At 46.7% G+C, this 18,921-nt stretch carries 15 protein-coding genes; 10 read left to right on the top strand and 5 right to left on the bottom strand.

The window, feature by feature from the left end:
- Positions 1-184 precede the first annotated feature (184 nt).
- The 4 genes from Q1A41_RS16575 to Q1A41_RS16560 all read left to right on the top strand — a co-directional run bounded on the left by Q1A41_RS16575 (position 185) and on the right by Q1A41_RS16560 (position 4,506).
- Positions 185-2,863 (top strand): hypothetical protein, encoded by a 2,679-nt coding sequence (locus Q1A41_RS16575; protein ID WP_299981240.1) that lies wholly within the window; start codon positions 185-187, stop codon positions 2,861-2,863.
- A gap of 110 nt (positions 2,864-2,973) precedes the next feature.
- A complete protein-coding gene (locus tag Q1A41_RS16570; protein WP_299981238.1) occupies positions 2,974-3,333 on the top strand; it encodes a hypothetical protein in 360 nt (119 codons plus the stop codon).
- Positions 3,302-3,562 (top strand): amphi-Trp domain-containing protein, encoded by a 261-nt coding sequence (locus Q1A41_RS16565; RefSeq protein WP_299981236.1) that lies wholly within the window; start codon positions 3,302-3,304, stop codon positions 3,560-3,562. The genes Q1A41_RS16570 and Q1A41_RS16565 overlap by 32 nt, the downstream gene beginning before the upstream one ends.
- A gap of 164 nt (positions 3,563-3,726) precedes the next feature.
- Positions 3,727-4,506: an SDR family NAD(P)-dependent oxidoreductase gene (locus Q1A41_RS16560; RefSeq protein WP_299981234.1), complete on the top strand. Its 780-nt coding sequence runs from the start codon at positions 3,727-3,729 to the stop codon at positions 4,504-4,506.
- Positions 4,507-4,538: 32 nt separating this feature from the next.
- Here the strand turns inward: Q1A41_RS16560 and Q1A41_RS16555 are convergent, their stop codons facing one another.
- From Q1A41_RS16555 to Q1A41_RS16540, 4 genes are all read right to left on the bottom strand, one after another.
- Positions 4,539-7,658 (bottom strand): efflux RND transporter permease subunit, encoded by a 3,120-nt coding sequence (locus Q1A41_RS16555; RefSeq protein ID WP_299981232.1) that lies wholly within the window; start codon positions 7,656-7,658, stop codon positions 4,539-4,541.
- Positions 7,655-8,911, bottom strand: coding sequence for an efflux RND transporter periplasmic adaptor subunit (locus Q1A41_RS16550; protein WP_299981230.1), 1,257 nt, complete (start codon positions 8,909-8,911; stop codon positions 7,655-7,657). Before Q1A41_RS16550 ends, Q1A41_RS16555 begins: the two co-directional genes overlap by 4 nt.
- Before the next feature lie 363 nt (positions 8,912-9,274).
- Complete coding sequence (locus Q1A41_RS16545; protein WP_299981228.1) at positions 9,275-11,428, bottom strand: TonB-dependent receptor; 2,154 nt, start codon at positions 11,426-11,428, stop codon at positions 9,275-9,277.
- Between the two features lie 102 nt (positions 11,429-11,530).
- The gene (locus tag Q1A41_RS16540; protein ID WP_299981226.1) at positions 11,531-11,818 is read right to left on the bottom strand and encodes a hypothetical protein; all 288 of its coding nucleotides are present in this window, start codon (positions 11,816-11,818) and stop codon (positions 11,531-11,533) included.
- A gap of 219 nt (positions 11,819-12,037) precedes the next feature.
- Here Q1A41_RS16540 and hisB point away from each other — a divergent pair, with 219 nt between their 5' ends.
- The 6 genes from hisB (at position 12,038) to Q1A41_RS16510 (ending at position 16,277) form a co-directional block, all read left to right on the top strand.
- The gene (gene hisB, locus Q1A41_RS16535) at positions 12,038-12,631 is read left to right on the top strand and encodes an imidazoleglycerol-phosphate dehydratase HisB (protein ID WP_299770358.1); all 594 of its coding nucleotides are present in this window, start codon (positions 12,038-12,040) and stop codon (positions 12,629-12,631) included.
- A 261-nt stretch (positions 12,632-12,892) separates the two neighbouring features.
- Positions 12,893-13,543 carry an imidazole glycerol phosphate synthase subunit HisH gene (gene hisH, locus Q1A41_RS16530; RefSeq protein WP_299981224.1) on the top strand — a complete coding sequence of 217 codons (651 nt, stop codon included), beginning with the start codon at positions 12,893-12,895 and terminating at the stop codon, positions 13,541-13,543.
- 21 nt (positions 13,544-13,564) lie between these two features.
- On the top strand, positions 13,565-14,293 hold the full coding sequence (hisA, locus tag Q1A41_RS16525; protein WP_299981222.1) for a 1-(5-phosphoribosyl)-5-[(5-phosphoribosylamino)methylideneamino]imidazole-4-carboxamide isomerase: 729 nt from the start codon (positions 13,565-13,567) through the stop codon (positions 14,291-14,293).
- Positions 14,294-14,319: 26 nt separating this feature from the next.
- Positions 14,320-15,093: an imidazole glycerol phosphate synthase subunit HisF gene (gene hisF, locus Q1A41_RS16520; protein ID WP_299981220.1), complete on the top strand. Its 774-nt coding sequence runs from the start codon at positions 14,320-14,322 to the stop codon at positions 15,091-15,093.
- 198 nt (positions 15,094-15,291) lie between these two features.
- The gene (locus Q1A41_RS16515; protein WP_299981218.1) at positions 15,292-15,714 is read left to right on the top strand and encodes a hypothetical protein; all 423 of its coding nucleotides are present in this window, start codon (positions 15,292-15,294) and stop codon (positions 15,712-15,714) included.
- A 131-nt stretch (positions 15,715-15,845) separates the two neighbouring features.
- Complete coding sequence (locus Q1A41_RS16510; RefSeq protein WP_299981216.1) at positions 15,846-16,277, top strand: hypothetical protein; 432 nt, start codon at positions 15,846-15,848, stop codon at positions 16,275-16,277.
- 691 nt (positions 16,278-16,968) lie between these two features.
- On the opposite strand, the gene Q1A41_RS16505 is transcribed toward Q1A41_RS16510, so the two are convergent.
- Positions 16,969-18,903, bottom strand: coding sequence for a bifunctional diguanylate cyclase/phosphodiesterase (locus Q1A41_RS16505; protein WP_299981214.1), 1,935 nt, complete (start codon positions 18,901-18,903; stop codon positions 16,969-16,971).
- Positions 18,904-18,921 lie beyond the last annotated feature (18 nt).

The raw sequence follows: 18,921 nt of genomic DNA, 5'->3' as shown, positions 1-18,921 counted from the left end.
ACAAGCTCAAGCTGTGAGTCCCTTCTACGCTAGCTCCTACTAAACATCACTTACTAATATATGGCTTTCTAACATATGTCTTACTAACACAGCGGCTAGACCACAAATCCAAGCTTCAGCCCTTGTTCTACAAACAGGCATATTGTATAAAATATACAATCCAGTCAACAAGCAAGGTTTCGCTATGGCGACTCAGAACAATAAGATCAGCTCTAACCCTAAACCGCTAGACAATAACGCCCCTATTTCGAAAGCTGATGTGCAGCCCAAGTCGCAGTTGACTCCTCGACTTATAGACCTGCAGCCCAGTCATTATTTTAAGGGGCTTAGCCTAACTGCAGCCTGCCTGCTGACAGCATTTGGCCTAAGCTCCTGCAGCCCTCAGCAATCAAGTACCAAAGAGCGCAGTCAAAGCCCAGAGATTGCCCAACCTTCAGTAAGCGCCATCATACCTAGGCCGGATCAATTGAACGCCAAGGTAAAGGTAGAAGGGCGTCTATCGACCTTATTGGAGATGGACATCCGCAAAGTCGGCCGCCAGATCCCCTATACCTATAGCGCCGGCAAGATAGCCAATAGCCCGGGCTACGAATGGTGGGTCAGCAAACACTTTGCCATCAAAAGCGATTTGCCCGAGGAAAAAGTTAAACTCTATCTCGAGCTATTGGAGATGTCCTACCCTCATTATGTAGAGTTGTTTGGCGCTGAACCGGCAAATATCGAAAATCAGCGCATTGCTGTTGTCTACGGTAAAAGCCGTGTTAGCACCCGCAACACCATGTTGGATGATGGCTTTAGACGAGGCGTGCACAAGAACGCGGGTGGCGAAACCATGTTTTACAACCGCGCCGGATATAGTTTCCCGTCTAGCCGAGAGCAACACCAACGCTATATCGTCATCCATGAAACCATGCATGCCTTCCATATGGCCTTAACTGGCCACTCGACCTGGGCGCCAAACTGGATTACCGAAGGCTTAGCCGATTCCATCGCCAGCCATGTCTATTACCCTGAGCGCCAGCAGCTCGCCGTGATGGTGCGTGACCGCGCCCCAATGAGCTATTTGATTAGCGGTTTAAAACAATATTATGCAGGCGGCGAACCCAGCATTGCCGAAATTAATGACAACCCAGCACTTAAGCGAGGGTTGAATTTCTTCATCATTCATTTCTTGCTCAGCGACCCAGAGCGGGCCCAGTATTTTGCTTGGTTCCGCGATAGATTGATGGCAGCCAACCCTCACTCAGAAGCTACCTTGCCCACTGCAAACCGTTTACTGAAAGAAGTTTTTCCGGATTGGCCTGCACTTGAAAAAGAATTTGCAGCCTATGTCAAAAGCCAACACAGCAGCTTCCATATTGCCTCGGGCCCTTGGGAGCAAGACGGCAGTGCTTATTGGATTCGCGTGCAAGAAGAAAAGCAGCAACCGCGTCTAGATATTGGTATCAACCCCCAGGGTAAGCTACTGAGTGAAATGAGTAATGCCGCGGACTTTCCCGGCCCGCAGGCGAGCCCCTTAATTGACCCTCCAAATGGTTCTCAATTTGGCCTACTTGTTGATTACCAAGAAGGCCAACTGCATCGAGGCCAAGTTGGCTTAGCCCTTGGTTTAAAGCTGAGCGAAACAAATCTCGCCTATCGCAAAGACTATCAAGCCAGCAAAAAAGACGACAAAGTTAAACGCCCTGACTACAGCAAAGATAGCTATCAGCCACTATGGATAAAAGAGGGGCGCTACTTGATTTTTGAAGGCGAAAGCCATCAAGCTTTTGCCTTTAGCTCAGAATTATTATTCGCTTTGCAGCAACAAAATGGGCAAGGGTCACAGCTTGGGCTCAATGTAACGGTTAACGATAAATCCATTGATATTGAGCTTCGAAGTTTAAAGGGCGGCAATGTCATTAGCCAAAAAGAACAAATTCAACTTACCGAACAGGAATATCAATCCATTAAGCAGCAAGGAATTAGCTTGTTGGCAAATGATGTAAGCCACCGTTTAACCCCTTATTTACAGTTCCCGAAAAATGACGTGCAGGCAAACCCCAAGGCTGAGATGCAACTCAGCAATCCTTGGCAGTTTTCTGATATCGCACTTTTGCAAAGAGTGTTTAGAGCTTGTTTAGCCGAACAAGAATCAGGCGCCAAAACAACTTGCGACAAAGACCTGATAGCAGTTTATCCTTTAGTCGCCGACGATACTCAACACAGCAAGGCTTCCGAGCAACTCTTAGCAATCGAGAATAACTTATTAAACAGCGCTAGCGACAGCACGCTCCAACAACTTTCCGGCATTCAAAATCATTTACGTTACAACCATGGCAAACCACAATTACTTAGTACCATTTCCGGTAAAGCCAAGGTACAGAACCAACTAAGCTGGATACAACAAGGAAAAAGCTTAGATCAGCAGCTCGCTATAGAGCTCAACAATCAATCGGTATCAGAGTTACATAACGTCAAAGCTGATAAACTGCAGTTAAAGCAAAATATCAATTGGCGTGGTAAAACCTTTTCTCTATCACGAGATTTTGACAAGCCAGGCTTTGACGGCGTTTGCTTGGTCGATCGAAATAATTTGCGCGATGGTCAGCTGCAAAACTTGATCAAACTCACCGGTCCTTACTCTGGAAAAACCCATGGTAAATTGCGCATTGAAGTTATGCCAAGCCACGCTGTTTTAGATAGCGTCAAGTCGCAAGAAGTTAGTATCGCCCCTTACGAAACCAAAAGCTTTCGGCAAGCTTTTGAGCTAAATCCAGATTTCCAAGGTGAGATCACTGTACACAGCTCTGCTCACTTAGAGGTAGATGGTGAGGCTATTTATCTCAGCAAAGAACAGAGAATAAAAAGAGCAGAGAATTAATAAACCTTAACGCTTTACTGGGGGCTTATGCCCCCATTCTATGAATGCGTAGTTTGCCACTCACATCTATGCTTTAATGCCCTTCAAATCACTCAACCTTGAGCAGAGCAATGAAGCTATGTCTTAGCCTCATCATTCTGATGAGCACTCTTTTTAGCCACCATATTAGTGCCAAGCCGGTAAGTAGCTGGCAGCTATTCACCTTTAAAGTGGGCATTCGAGCTGGCTGCATGGAGGCCGAATATCGTGATAGTCAGTCGCTCCTGCAAGCATGGCAGCATTGCCAATGTGTTATGACGACATTCCATGAGCAACTGTCCGCTAGCGAATGGCATATCGTTACCCGTGAAATCATGCAAAACGGCAAAGCCCTAGAAGAATTGAGTATATTGCGCCCGGTATTAGAAAAACTTCCCCTTTGCTCAAAAGGCTCGTCTAATGAAGAAGCAACTTCATCAGACAGTGAGTAACACTATGAGTAACAAAAGTGATCGCGATATTGAAAAAGCCTATTCAACCGCCGAATTTGTATCCAAATTACGTCGTCTAGCCGACGCCCTAGAGAGCGGAGACAAATTCGAGATTCAAATCGCCGGCGAGCGCATCTATGTGCCGGTTCGCGCAATATACAACATTGAGCATGAGCGCGAAGGCAATGAAGAAGAAATCGAGTTTCAAATCAAGTGGCAAAACGATTAAGCACTCTTCTTCAATCCTAAGCTATCAACACTATCTACAGCGGCATAGCCCGCTAAAGTCCAAGCCTTGGCTTTAGCGGCTTGCTTGCTCAAGCAAATTCACAGGCTTGAGCTATATTTGTATTAACCCCCTAGATCGGCCCACCATTTGAACCGGACCCATTTATGAATAATGCAAGTGAGATGCAATTTCAAGACAAGATCGCCCTAGTAACCGGTGGCAGCCAAGGTATTGGTTTAGCAACGGTAACCCAATTAGCGAGGCAAGGCGCAACCGTCATATGCTGTAGCCGCAGCCAGAAGAACTGGGACAAGGCGGTCGCCGACAACCCCGAACTCAAAGAAAAAGTCGAGTTTATCGCTACAGATCTCAATAACGAACACGCAACCGGTATTTTATTTAAGCGAATCGAACAAAATTACGGCCGTCTGGATTTGGCAGTGAATAACGCCTCACCCACTGTGGCTTCCCATGGCCTGTTTGGTAATGTGCCAACTGCCAAGCTTAAGGAAACTCTTGATGCCGATTTATGGTCGCAAATGTTTTGCCTGCAAAAAGAGATTGGCTTGATGGCTAGTGGCGGCAAGATCGTCAATGTTTCTTCCGTAAATGGGCTATCAGCAACCCCTGGTGCAGCAGCATTTAGCGCGGCAAAATTTGGTTTAGAAGGTGTTACCAAATCGCTGGCCTTGGAATATATCCAACAGGGTATTCGTATCAATTCAGTAGCTCCTGGCGCAACCTTAACGCCAAGAGTTCAACAACAGATCGACGGCGCACCCAGCCCTGAGAACCGCTTAAAAGAAATTGAATCTCGAATCCCTTTGAAGCGCATGGCGCGCAGTAACGAAGTTGCCAATGCGATCTGTTGGTTGTGCTCAGATCAATCCAGTTATGTGGTTGGCCACACCCTAGTGGTTGACGGTGGCCGCTCGCAAAGCTAATCGCGGCGGCTCATTGCCTACATCAGCTCGATCTATAAGGCTCCCTCCGGAGCCTTTTGTTCACTACGAAACCACAGCTTGGCACTTTCAAGTAATAGAATATTCACCGGCACTAAAACTAATGTCACCAGGGTGGCGAATAAAATTCCAAAGCCCAGAGAAACCGCCATTGGTATTAGGAACTGAGCTTGCACCGCCTTTTCAAACAACAATGGCATTAGCCCTAAGAAAGTGGTTAGAGAGGTTAACATCACTGGGCGAAAGCGTGCCGCACCCGCTTGCAATACCGACTCCATAAGTGCTTCAGCTGATGGCATAGTTGCCGCCAGTTCCTGCCTACGACGATTGCAAAACTCCACCAATACAAGGCTATCGTTCACCACAACACCGATCAAAGCCAACAAGCCCAACAGGCTCATAATGGTTAAATCCATGCCCATGATCCAGTGGCCAACAATCGCACCAATCGCACCAAAGGGAATAATCGACATTACAATAAATGGTTGCGAGTAGGAACCAAAGGGAATCGCCAACAAAGCATAGATAGCAAATAAAACTAAGGCCAAGCCCATAGCAAGAGACGAAAAAGAGTCGCGTTGTTCTTGGGCTTCACCCACCAAGCTATAACTGGCCCCAGGGTATTGCGCACTTAGCTCGTCTAAAAACTCGCCTAGATCTCGGTATAACACCGTGGCATTGGTATTATTTTTATCGAAATCCGCTATCACGCTTGCTGTGCGATGCTGATTAATACGATAGATCGCCGATGCCCCTCTATCTGGCACAAGGCGGGCAAGCTCATCTAAAGGCACTAAACCGGCGGGGGTTTGAATATCGATATTACGCAAATCGCTAATTGCGCGCCGCTCATCAGCGGGTAGGCGAACCATAACACGAACCTCGTCACGCCCACGTTGAATACGCTGCACTTCGATTCCGAAAAAACCCTGCCTTACTTGGCGGATAATTTGGCTGCGGCTGATACCGAGCGTTTTCGCCTGTTGAGTTAGCTCTAGGCGCAACTCTTCCTTACCATCGGATAAGTTATCCGAAATATCAAAAACCGTGGGGTATGTTGCGAGGCGTTGCTTTAACTGCTCAGCCATTTGCTCTAGATCAGCGACATTGTTGGAGCTCAAGCGCACATCAACTGGGTCACTACTGCGCCCGATTTCTGCACGAAACGTTAGTGATTCAGCTCCTGGTATTTCTCCAATCAAAGCTCGCCACTCTCTTACTAAACGTGCCGTACTTAAATCAGGGCCCCTCTCCTGCGATGGCACCAACTCAAAACGCACATTGCCATTTTCAGCACTGCCCCTATGACCAGTGCTGGAGTAAATATTCTTCACCACACTTTCACCGCTAGCCTCATCACGATAGCGGTCTTGAATACTGATCGCAGCATTCACCATTTTCAGAACAACCTGATCGGTAACTTCGAATGCTGTGCCGGCAGGCATTGCCACCGACGCTCTGGCGGTATCGCTTTGAATTCTTGGGAAAAATACAAAGCGTGTCCAGCCTGTCATAATCAGGGCCATAATTAGCCCAAATACTCCACAGAACAGCAGTAAAGTATTTAGACGGTTGCGCAAAGCAACAGCCAACATTGGCTTATAGGAAGTCAATATAAAGCGTTCAAAACCCTTGGCAAAGTTCTGCTGCCAGCGGGAGATACGACCCGGCTCTTTTTTAAAACGAACATTTTTCAAGTGGGCTGGCAATACAAATTTTGATTCGATTAATGAAAATATAAGAACCGGAACCACAATAAATGGAATCTGTGCAAAGAAAGCGCCTCGGCGACCTTCCATAAAGGCAATCGGCATAAATGCAGCAACGGTAGTTAAAATGCCAAAGGTCACCGGCACGGCCACTTCACGTGTACCTTGAATAGCAGCCTCTAAGCCACTGTCGCTTCGCTCAAGGTGGCTATACACATTTTCCCCGGTTACGATCGCATCGTCGACAACAATACCCAGCACCAAAATAAAACCGAATAAAGACATTACATTTAGCGTGACACCAAAGAACGGCATTAATATAAATGCGCCCATAAAGCTCACGGGAATCCCAAGGAACACCCAAAACGCAATTGAAGGGCGCAAGAATAAACTCAGTAATGCCAATACCAGTATGCCACCTTGCATGGCATTACTTAGCAAAGTACTTAAGCGGCCTTTTACGATTTCTGAATCGTCATCCCAGTAACTTAGTGCTAAACCATGTGGCAAGCGATCTTGCTGGGCTGCTATGTACTCACGTACTTTCTCGGCGACTTCAATAGCGCTTTGATCACCAACACGATAGACTTCAATCATAACCGCCAGCTCGCCGTTAAAACGGCTGCGTAATGGCGTCTCTTCGAAGCCATCACGAACATTGGCCACACTGCCTAATGGAATAACACTGCCATCACTGTTGGTTTTTACTGGAATGCCTTCAAACTCGTCACGCACATAAGCTTGCCCTTTTGATCGCACTAAGATCTCGCCTGCATCTGTTTTTACATTGCCTGCCGATAGATCTAATGAGTCATCGCCAACCTTTCCGGCAATATCATTTAAGGTAAGATCAAACTCTCTTAGCGTATTTTTGCTGACCTCTAAGGTCATTTCATAATTACGAACACCCACTAACTCTAGTTGAGTAATGCCAGGGATCTGCAATAAATCATCGCGAACCTTCTCAGCGTAACGACGCAGTTCTTGCTCGCTTAACTTACCTGAAACGGCGACGGTGATAACTTCTCGCTTACGAATCGCCAGTGCAACTATCGGCTGCTCCGCTTCAACTGGAAAGGTATTGATTTCATCGACTCGTGCTTTCACATCTGCCAGCAATTCACGCGGATCGTAATCGTCCTCAACTTCAATGCTAACGGTGCTACCACCTTCTACCGATCGGCTGCTCAGCTCTTTAATACCCTCTAGATCGGCCACTGCGTTTTCAATCCGCATCGCTAAACCTTGTTCAGCATCTTCTGGGCTTGAACCTCGCAAACTGACCGACACATTGATCATATTGGGTTCTACACTCGGAAAGATCTCCAAGGGTATTTGCGTCTTTAAGGAAACCACGCCAGCAATAACAATAATGACCATTAAAAGGTTGGCAGCAACGTGGTTTTTGGTAAACCAAGCAATCATGATTCACCTCGGCTTTTGGCTTTTCGCTCTGCCTTAGCAGCGCCATTGGGCACTCGACGTGTTGCATTTTGTTTTTTCGGCCCAGCTTTATCCTTCACCGATCTTAGCGCGGTTCCAGATGGCAATTGCCCTAAGCTGGTCATGATAAGTTTGTCGCCAGACTGTAAGCCCTCACTAATAAGCGCTTCTGTTTCATTCTGCCAAGCAATGTGTATATCTCGGCGCTGCAGTTTTCCATCGAGTTCTACATAAACATAACTGCCTTGGTAAATGACTCGATTAGGAATCACTATCGCATCAGTAAGTGTTCGTCCGGTTATTTTTGCCTGTACATATTGCCCAATTTTTAACGGTGCTTTTGCTCGATCGCCATCACTGAGAGCAGCTGCCCCATAAGGGTCTTTAATCTCGGCAATGACATACAACTGGCGGCTACCAGAATCAATCGCGCCCTCGGTTTCAATCACCTGCCCGAACCAGTGCTCGGGGCGAATTAACGTTGAGATAAACTCAACCGCGGGTTTTTCCTGGGGGCTCTGATTAAATCGGTAACGTTCGGGTAGGTCCACAAAAGCTAGATCACGACTTTTTATTGGCAACCTCACCTCGATAGTATCAACACCATATATCGTTGCGAGGGTGGTGCCACTATTTACAAACTGGCCTAAATCTACTGACTTGGATAATACTCGCCCGGCGAACGGTGCTCTAATATGGGTGCGCTCCACATTAAGCCTGGCCTGATCTAGGCTGGCCTGTGCAGATTTTAAGTTGGCCTGCGCTGCCATCAGCTGGGGCTTGCGAATTACAATGTCAGGAGCAGCGCCATTTTTACCGGAACGACGCCAGTCTGCTTTTGCTTGTTTTACTCTGGCCTGCTCTTCATTTAGCAATTGCTGAGCTGACGCTAAATTTGCTTGAGCCTGTATCAAGGCGACCTGATAGTCTCTATCGTCCAGGCGCAATAACTCTTCACCTTGTTCAAAAAAGCCACCAGCACGGAATTGCGGGCTAACCCAGCTTACCCGAGCCGAAACTTGCGGCAGCAGTTGGCTCTGGGTTCGCGGACGAATCAATCCATAACTGTCTAATTTGATGGTATATGGAGCAGCTTGAATCAACTGCGTATCAACCGCTATATCCGCAGGCGGTTTACCACCACGACGTTTAGCGGAAGGCGGATTAATGCTGACAAGAATAATGGCTACGGCAAAAACCGCCACAATGGCGATAGAAAGAACTCTTTTGCGCATCTAAGCTGCTCACTGTTGTTTTGAGTATTGGAATAGGCAGCGAGTTTAGAGGAATAGCTCGACACAAAAAAGCGAGTCGACATCGGCTGATATGGCTAACTTTACAAAACTTCGACAAGATGAATTTTTCAACGCCATTTTGCTGCAGTTTAGCCCGTTAAACAGGGCATTTAGCATTAATTCCATAAGCCATAGGCAAGTTTCAGAATCTCAGCTTGCTTTTTGAGTGTCGAAAATTCACAAAGAATTCACAATTAGAAACGTGATTTACTAAAGATGCCGCTGGATAGCGAAAAGATAAACTTGAGGAAAAAAAGCCCGCACCTAACTAAGGGCGGGCTCTGACAGGCACATCGGAATAAATTAGAATGCGTAGCGCGCGCCAATGGTTACACCACGGCCTGGCTCCGGTGCGATTTCACGCAGGAAGGAACTGGCATTACGAATTTCTTCGTCAAGCAAGTTATCGCCACGTAGGAATACCGTCCATTCACCCATACCGCTTTCTACGCGGTAATTCATGCTGGCATCCAAACGCTTGTAGCTGTCAGTCGCCTCTTCATTACGACCCGGCTTATCCTGCTCTGCCACATGGGTGTAACGCAACTTGGCATCAAAAGCGTTACCGGCAATAGCGCCATGGTAATCAAATTGCAAACCTAGACGGCGTGGAGTGATGCGCGGCACGTCTTCACCAGAATCAAGATCTGCGCGAACACTATCGGCGAATAATTGAATATCCCAGCTATTCCCGTTGTTACGGTATACCGGCAAGGTTACCTTGGCCTCTACACCTGAGAACTCTGCGCCTTGCTGGCGGTATTGGAACAAAGGCTGTTCTTCACGAATACCACCTGTGTTATCACGGTAGATAAAATCGCTAATGTCGTTGTAGAAAACACCGAGATCAATTTCTACATAGTCGCTCCCCATAGGCACATGATATTTGTAGCCTAATTCAATATTCTGGCTGGTCTCTTCATCAAGATTGGCATCACCAAGCTCGTAGCTTTGAGTCGCTACGTGCACGCCATCTGAAAAAAGTTCTTCGACAGAAGGAGCTCGCTGGGCGCGGCTCAGTACAATGTTCAACTGTTGCTGATCACTAAAACGGTACTGACCAGCCAAGCTTAAGCTGTGGGTATTGAAATCGACGCTGTTGTGACCTTGGGCATCTACTTCGGTGCGCTCTAGGCGGGCACCCGCTTCGATCAACCAGCTATCTAAATCCCACTCTTCAACTAAGAAGACACCGACACTTTGCGTGTCACTGCCAGGGATAAAAGCTTCGGCGCCCACCGCCTGAAAGTCTTTATCTAAGAACTGCAAGCCGAAAGCACCACGCGCCTTACCATCCATGTAGCGGTCATGCACCAATTCGATTCGACCTTCAAAGGCCTCGCTATCGAACACTGTGCCCACCTCAACGCCTTCTAACTCCTTATGCTGATAGTCCACATAGCCCATACGCAGGGTCATTTTTTCTATGCCTGTAATTGGCGCTAAAAATTGCCCCTTGATATCGTAACGAGTTTGCTCCATGTCGATACGTACTGGAGCTTCACCGTGACCATGCTCGTCTTCTTCGTGTTCGTCCTCATGCTCGTTTTCATGATCCTCTTCGTGATCATGCTCATCTTCATCATGATGATCTTCCTCTTCTTCATGGGCATGAGCACCGGCAGGTATGCCGTATTCGTTGTCTAAGCGGCTTACGCTAAAGCCGATAAAGCTGCCATCATCACCAACCCAACTTAGGCCAGCGGTAAGGTTTTTACTTTCGCTGTCGCTGTTTTCGATAAAGCCATTAGTTGTATCTTCTGGGTGCTCATCGCCATGGATATCTGCAAAACCTGGAATTTCCACATCATCGCTACTGCGGTACAAGCCATCGAGGTGCCAAGCCAGGTTGCCAGAGCCACCTTCCAGTTTAAATACTGTGGCACTCTCTTCGTTAACGCTGCTGTAACGGGTTTCGATGGTGCCATTGATTTCATTGGGCACAGTCGACGGAATTCGGTTATCGATGATATTAATCACACCACCAATCGCGCCGCTGCCATAGCGCAAAGTTTGCGGGCCGCGCAGCACTTCAATACGCTCTGCTAAGAGTGCTTCAACGGCATTGGCGTGATCTGAAGAGGAATTTGCAGCATCTAGTGTATCTAGATTGTCCTGCATTACTTTTACGCGATTACCTTGCTGGCCACGGATAACTGGCGTACCGACACCTGGGCCAAATGATGCGCTTGCCACACCTAGCTGCCCTTTTAAGGTATCACCCAAGGTTGATGCCGCCTGCCGACGCAATTCGTCACCACTGAGAATAGCCGCTGGACGAGTATTGTCAGAATGGCTTTTATCAAGTGGTGAAGCACTGACGATCACTTCTTCAATGGTGCTCTTGTGCTCCTCATGTTGTTTGCCTGATTTTGCTGCATCTGCATGTAAGTTAGCACTTGCAATCATTAAAGTGCTCGCCATGGCGATGGCTGAGCATAGTGGACGCTTTTTCATGGGTCTTCCAAATATCGTTCAGGTGCGGAGCGCACGGTAGTTAGATGGCCGCAAGCACAGGGCTTGGCCATGGTTATTTAAGCCATAGGAGCTCGATGAGCTTTAGTTTCTTGGCGGGGCGCGAATAGCAAAATTTTGAGCTTGCTCTTGCTTGGCAGTCGTTAGCTCGGTCGCAAGTGGCTTGTCGCTTAGCGGCCTTAATGGAGGACAGTAGGCTGTGGAAGCAAGGGCGTCGGAAGCACTGAGCTGTTGGCAGCTCATGCACTCATGGGGAGCGTGATGATCTAGGTGAATATGCTGAGCATTAACAATCTGGCCCCACAGCAATACGCTGGCAAGCACTAGCAGCCAGATCGATTGGGGAATTGTTTTACGCACAGGGATATTCATTCTGTTATGTTATAACAACTCAATTAGTTTGGTAAACCACCAATAAACCCGTATTTTGACCATTTCACAGCATAAGCTCGCAGATATCTTCCTTGGTACACGGGGGCTGAAAGGCTATAATCCGCCCTCTTTTCGCGGGCTCGGGCGGGTTTGAGTCGGTGAAAGCCATAGCAAAATGAAGTAGCAGCACAGAACAATTTAGATAAAGAGGATCGCGAGATGTCCGATCGTTGTGCCAGCGTTAAGCGCGACACCTTAGAAACCAAGATTAGTGTAAGCCTCAACCTCGACGGGACTGGCAAGGGTCAGTTCGATACTGGGGTTCCTTTCTTAGAACATATGATGGATCAGATTGCCCGCCATGGTCTGATCGATCTTGATATCACTTGTGATGGTGATACCCATATTGATGACCACCATACGGTTGAGGATATCGGTATTACTTTGGGCCAGGCTATTGCTCAGGCTGTGGGCGATAAAAAGGGCATTCGCCGCTATGGCCATGCTTATGTGCCTTTGGATGAAGCTTTGAGCCGGGTGGTTATCGATTTCTCTGGTCGCCCAGGTTTGGTGATGAATGTGCCATTTACGCAAAAGCGTGTTGGGGCTTTTGATACTGAGCTGTTTAGTGAGTTCTTCCATGGTTTTGTGAATCACGCTCAGGTGACTTTGCATATTGATTGTTTGCGCGGTGCAAATGCGCATCACCAGATTGAGACGGTGTATAAGGCTTTTGGTCGTGCCTTGCGCATGGCTTTAGAGACAGATCCGCGGATGGCGGGAATGATGCCTTCTACTAAGGGTAGTTTATAGACTTTGAAGCTGGATAGTTAGGGTTCGTAGGTATAGATAGTGCAGGGGCGTGAGCAGGACACAGTGGCTAGAGGTCGCCGTGAATACATCCCTGTAGGCTCGACCTTTCGCATCCCTGCGAAAGACGCCTCTAGCCACTGTGCCCTGCTCACACCTTCTACATCGTGCAACCTGTAAAGAGAACTAATTAGGGTCGTAGCGATAAGCTCTGACTCCGAAACCCCGGCACTGCGCCGAACAAAAAGTATTGAAATCTAAACCATGAGCAAAGCAACAATCGCCGTTATTGATTACGGCATGGGTAATCTTCACTCCGTCGCCAGCGCCTTAGAACATGTCGCCCCTAATCACGACATTGTGATCAGCAGCGAGGCCGAGGTGATCGCTAACGCTGAGCGAATTATTTTTCCGGGCGTTGGCGCGATGCGCGACTGCATGGCAGAAATTAAGCGCTTGAACTTTCACCGTTTAGTGCCTGAGCTAATTGCCAGTGGCAAACCGGTACTGGGCATTTGTGTTGGCATGCAAGCCTTGATGACGCACAGTGAAGAGAATGGTGGGGTAGAAGCCATTAATCAACTACCTGGCGAAGTAAAATTTTTCGGCGAAGATTTAACTGAAAACGGTGAACGTTTGAAGGTGCCTCATATGGGCTGGAATACCGTCAGCCAGACAGCTGACCACCCTATTTGGCATGGCATTGAAGATAATGCCCATTTTTATTTTGTGCACAGCTACTACGCCAAGAGTGAAGATAAAGACCTTGTGATTGGCCGCTGCCAATATGGCTTGGAATTTGATGTCGTATTGGCCAAAGATAATTTAGTCGCGGTGCAATTTCACCCAGAAAAAAGCCACAGCAATGGCTTACAGTTATTAAAGAATTTTAGTCAGTGGAATACTGGCGCATAACAAATATACGAGAACCATAGCATGTTAATTATTCCAGCAATTGATTTAAAAGATGGCGCCTGTGTGCGTTTACGCCAGGGCTTGATGGAAGACTCGACCGTTTTTTCTGACGATCCAGCAGCCATGGCCACCCAGTGGGTAGAGCAGGGCTGTCGTCGTTTGCATTTGGTCGATTTAAACGGTGCCTTTGAAGGCAAGCCAATTAATGGTGATGTAGTCACCGCAATTGCCAAAGCGCACCCAGAGCTACCGATTCAAATTGGTGGTGGCATTCGCAGCGCCGAGACCATTGAGTATTATTTAAATGCCGGGGTGAATTACGTCATCATCGGAACTAAGGCGGTGAAAGAGCCAGAGTTTGTTAGCGAAATGTGCAAACAATTTGCTGGCCATATTATTGTTGGCTTAGATGCGAAAGATGGCTTAGTGGCCACCGATGGCTGGGCCGAAGTTTCTGAAGTTAAAGCCACCGAGCTGGCTAAGCGTTTTGAGCAAGATGGCGTAAGCTCAATCGTTTATACCGACATCGCTCGTGACGGCATGATGCAAGGTGTTAATGTGGAAGCGACTGTAGCCATGGCGCAAGCATCTAGCATTCCAGTCATTGCCTCTGGCGGTGTAACAAACATGGATGATATCCGCGCGTTAAAAGAAGTTGCCGATAAAGGTATTTGCGGTGCTATTACCGGGCGTGCCATTTATGAAGGCACTTTGGATATGGCCGAAGCACAAAACTACTGCGATCAATAAGCTGCTATTTATTTAAAAGGTTTCCCATGGCTTTAGCAAAACGCATTATTCCCTGCCTGGATGTAGAAAACGGCCGCGTGGTAAAAGGCGTGCAGTTTGTGGACATTCGTGATGCTGGCGATCCGGTAGAAGTTTCCAAGCGCTATAACGAGCAGGGCGCGGATGAGATCACTTTTCTAGACATCACGGCCACCCATGAGGGCCGTGACACTACTGTACATACGGTAGAGAAGATTGCCAGCGAAGTATTCATTCCGCTTACGGTAGGTGGTGGTATTCGTACTGTCGATGATATCCGCACTATGCTTAACGCCGGTGCCGATAAGGTCAGCATTAACTCGGCAGCCATTTTTAATCCCGACTTTGTAAAAGAAGCCGCCGACCGTTTTGGCTCTCAATGTATTGTTGTAGCCATTGATGCAAAATGTGTCAGCGCTGAAGGCGAGCCCAAGCGCTGGGAAATTTTCACTCACGGCGGCCGCAAGCCTACCGGCATTGATGCGGTTGAATGGGCTAGAAAGATGACTGCCTTTGGTGCTGGTGAAATTCTATTAACCAGTATGGATCAAGATGGCATGAAAAATGGTTTCGATCTTGACGTCACCTCTGCCATCAGCGAAGCGGTTCACGTACCGGTAATCGCATCAGGCGGCGTAGGTAATTTGCAACATTTAGTAGACGGCGTAAAACTCGGCAAAGCCGATGCCGTACTCGCCGCCAGTATTTTCCACTTCGGTGAATACAGCGTGCCCGAAGCCAAGCAATTTATGCGAGACCAAGGCGTTGAAGTGCGGCTTTAAATGCCCGCTTCAACCGCTGACAAGGGGTCAGACCCCGCCTCAAATAAGCAAAACAATTCATTCGGTTTAGGGATTCTCTTTTAAGATGGGGTCTGACCCCGTACCACTCTGAAGCTAAAGATTCCTACCTTTGAGCCATATTATATTCTGACCTTTTTCATTATGATCTTCCCAAATTATTTTCACTTAAGGGAAGAAATGAAAAAATCATTAGCTCATTTAGCCGCTTTCTTGCTCGTTTTCGTTAGCATAAATAATATCCACGCAGGCACATTAGCTCTAGATAAAGAAGTTAAAAAATCCATTCTTGGGTATTGCCTTGCTTTTGACGATGTTGCCGATGATATTAAACTCGAAGTCGCCCGCACCAATAACAACGGGGAAAGCACTAAATCCACGAGCAGCTGCTCAGCCTATCTAAAAATGCAGCCCACTCAAACCAAAGATGAGCTGAAACAAGAGATCAACCTAGCCGATATGCGTGCGGCTTATTGCCACCTATACAACGCACTCAGTGGCTTAGGTGCTGACAATGGTTTTTACTCAACACTGAGCTCCCATGAAACTGAAGATGGCAGTGCTACCAAGATAACATTTCGATTTGATAAAAACCCTTGCTGAGACCCCTGGGCAAACCACGGGGTCAGATCCCAGTTTAAAAAACAAACGATTTGATCAACATAGGCTTTCTTATTTAGTAAGGGGTCTGACCCCATACTAGCCCCCAATAGTGAAACGAAGCTGGCACCTCAATGCTTAGAACCATCCTCATATCTTTATCGCTACTTTTGAGCTATCAAACCAATAGTAGTGAGCTAAATGGCAATGCATGGGAAAAAATACTCCTCCCAGTCCAATCGATGAGCAATTTCTGTTTAGCATTTGGTGACGCTGAAGCTAAAATCTCTTTGCTTTATTACGAGAACAATTCATATGGAGAGATGACCTTTACTCACGCAAAAACGTGTCAGGAGCATCTTGAGATCAATAAGGAACACTTAAATAAACAGCGCCTCAGCAATCAAGAGCTAAATGCCATTAGGGAATCATACTGTAATATCTTTAATGATATGGATAGCTGGGGCTCAAGTGAGCTTCTGACAATAACAAAAGAAACAAGCAATCCAGCTCAAGGGGTTAGAGTACAAGTAAGCTATAGCCTAGATACTAGTCCTTGCACCTAATAGGGGGGCTCGCCATTGGGGTCAGACCCCGTTTCAAATAAAAAGCTGAGCTACTCAGTTTAGACTTTCTAATTAAGAATGGGGTCTGACCCCCAAAAAAAACGGCTACCCGAGGGTAGCCGACAACCGTGATTAGCCTGATAAGGAGAAGTGACTCGAAAAGCCGCTTCAAGTTGCCGCCTTAGCGACAACGGTTACAATAATAACGATTCTCATTTGTATTGCAAGCATTAATGATAATTATTTTTATTTAAATAGGATTGCGGCTCACTCTGTACAAATTTCCGCCATTAGGTTCGATCATCTATCGAATGTATAGAACAAATACTGGGTATCGATGAATTTTATTAACAAAGGGTAAGGGCTTGGGATACACTCGCCCTCGCAGCTACGCTATAACGTAGCGCACATAAGAACCGACAAACGTGTCAGCCTAAAATTTGCGCTTTGAATTTTAAAGCAGCAGATAATTGCCGAAGAGCAAAAAAACGGCCACCCGAAGATGGCCGACAACCGTGATTAGCCTGATAAGGAGAAGTGGCATAAGCCGCTTCCAGCTGACAGTCACCTATCAGCTAGAGTTAATAATAATGATTATCATTAACATTGTAAGCTATTTCTTACTCACACCCTAAATTTGTCACCTAGATCTTCAAAAAACTACACTCTGATGCGCAATGGCTCGTCGTTATCATTTCTGATAGTAGTAATCTATTGGGTTTGGCCTATCGATTAAGTAACCTTGAATGTAATCTGCGCCCCAACGCCTCACCATTTCCCGCTGGCCCTGAGTCTCAATACCTTCACATATGACCGTCATACCTAATTGATGTGCCATATTGATCATGCCGCCTGCTATGACTGCATATCCTTCGTCAGTGCCACTCTGGTCGATAAAGCTTTTATCAATTTTCAGATACTTAAAAGAAAAGTTTAATAGGTAGCTTAAGGATGAGTGGCCGGTACCGAAATCATCCACCGATAATTGAAAGCCCGCTCGGTTTAGCTCATCAAACCGCTGCCGAGTCAGTGATGGGTCTAACATTGCGGCGGTCTCGGTAATTTCGAAACTGATTCTTTCAGCCGACACCCCGTACTTTTGCAAAATCTCAAGCATTCTATCGGCCAGCTTGGATTCGCGAAGTTGCACTGGTGATAGATTAATAGAAACCTGGATATCGCTGGGCACCTCTGGTTTTACCAGGTGCTGACAAACTCGCTCTACCACCCAATATCCAAGATGGATAATATCACCACTAGCCTCAGCAATTTCAATAAATAACACCGGGGATATCATGCCTTCGACAGGATGAATCCATCGCACCAAAGATTCGAAGTGGCACACTTTTGAACCTTCTTCTGCCCCCACAATCGGCTGAAAGAAAACCTCAAATTCATCTCGATCTATGGCCTGCCTTATGGAGCGACCAAGCTCGACATGTAAGCGCAAGGTGTTTTCCATGCCTTTACGATAGGCAACTAAACGCTCGCTGCTTTTTTGTGTTGCACGATAAAGAGCGACATTAGCCATCTTTAATAGCGTTTCAGCAGACTGTTCACAATCAGGAAATGAACACAAGCCAGCGCTTATTTCAAAACGAACTTGAACATCATCAACCTGTACATCTTCTGAAAAGGCATTTGTGATCTCATGTATGGACTGCACCACAGAGGATTCATCAGTATCCAAAACAATAAAGGCCAGCTCACTATGACCAATATGAGATAGGCTACTATTTTGGCCAAGCACTGATTGTATTCTTGCGACTGTCTTAGCCAGCAGTTTTTGCTTGGTCTCACTATCAAATAAATTACAAAAATAAGCGAACTTATCGATAGAAAGAACAACCAGGTAAAATTTTTCGCATGCACTATCAATAAGATGATGCATTAATCGAAGCAAACCTGCCTGATTAGGAAGGCCGGAGCTTTCTTCCAAATAGGCGGTTGGAATCGAAGCTGAAACATCTTCCTCATTAGCCGCCTTAACTTGATCTGCGGTATTTTGTAAGTGCTGATAGACATCCGCTAAAAAGCGGCCAGAGGAATCTTTTTCTACACAAAAGGAAATAATAGAGGCGATATTACTGAGATAGCTTTTATCGAATTCAGTATATAGGGTCTCGTCGCTAGGCGTGAAAAGTACGCCCCCTCGGTCATAGCGAAAGCTCTCGAAATGCATATTAGAAGAACCAAAAAGCTCCTGCAAAAGAGGCTCTCGCTCGCCATCGTTTGCAGCAGCATGTTCGGCTATGCGCAACCTCATGCCGACAAGTACTTCCACTCGATTGTTCAGGCTAGTGGGTACTCTTTTCCAGCCTTCTTCTCGACAAAAACGGTGCTGCTTGAGAACACATTTATACTCCCAGTACATACCTCGCGTTTGACGAAGGAGGTACAGATTATGAATATCAATAGAAAAGCGAACATTCTTGTGAATAAACTTCAAATCTCGATTGAAATTACTATCCACACTGATCATATCGCTCAGATCTAGTAGGCTAGAATTGCGAAGCGCTGCCTCTACCGCCTCGTTACCCCTCGCTTGGTTTTCATCGCTTAAGGTAGCTACAGCCTCCAAGATAGACTCAGTGCCATTTTTTCCTGGCGACGCTTCAATAGTCACAGAATTACCTTTCTAGCT

This window comes from uncultured Pseudoteredinibacter sp. (genome assembly GCF_947502065.1).
Taxonomy (GTDB): Bacteria; Pseudomonadota; Gammaproteobacteria; order Pseudomonadales; family Cellvibrionaceae; genus Pseudoteredinibacter.
Note: the sequence above shows the minus strand (reverse complement) of the source record. Positions and strands in the feature narration are given on the sequence as shown.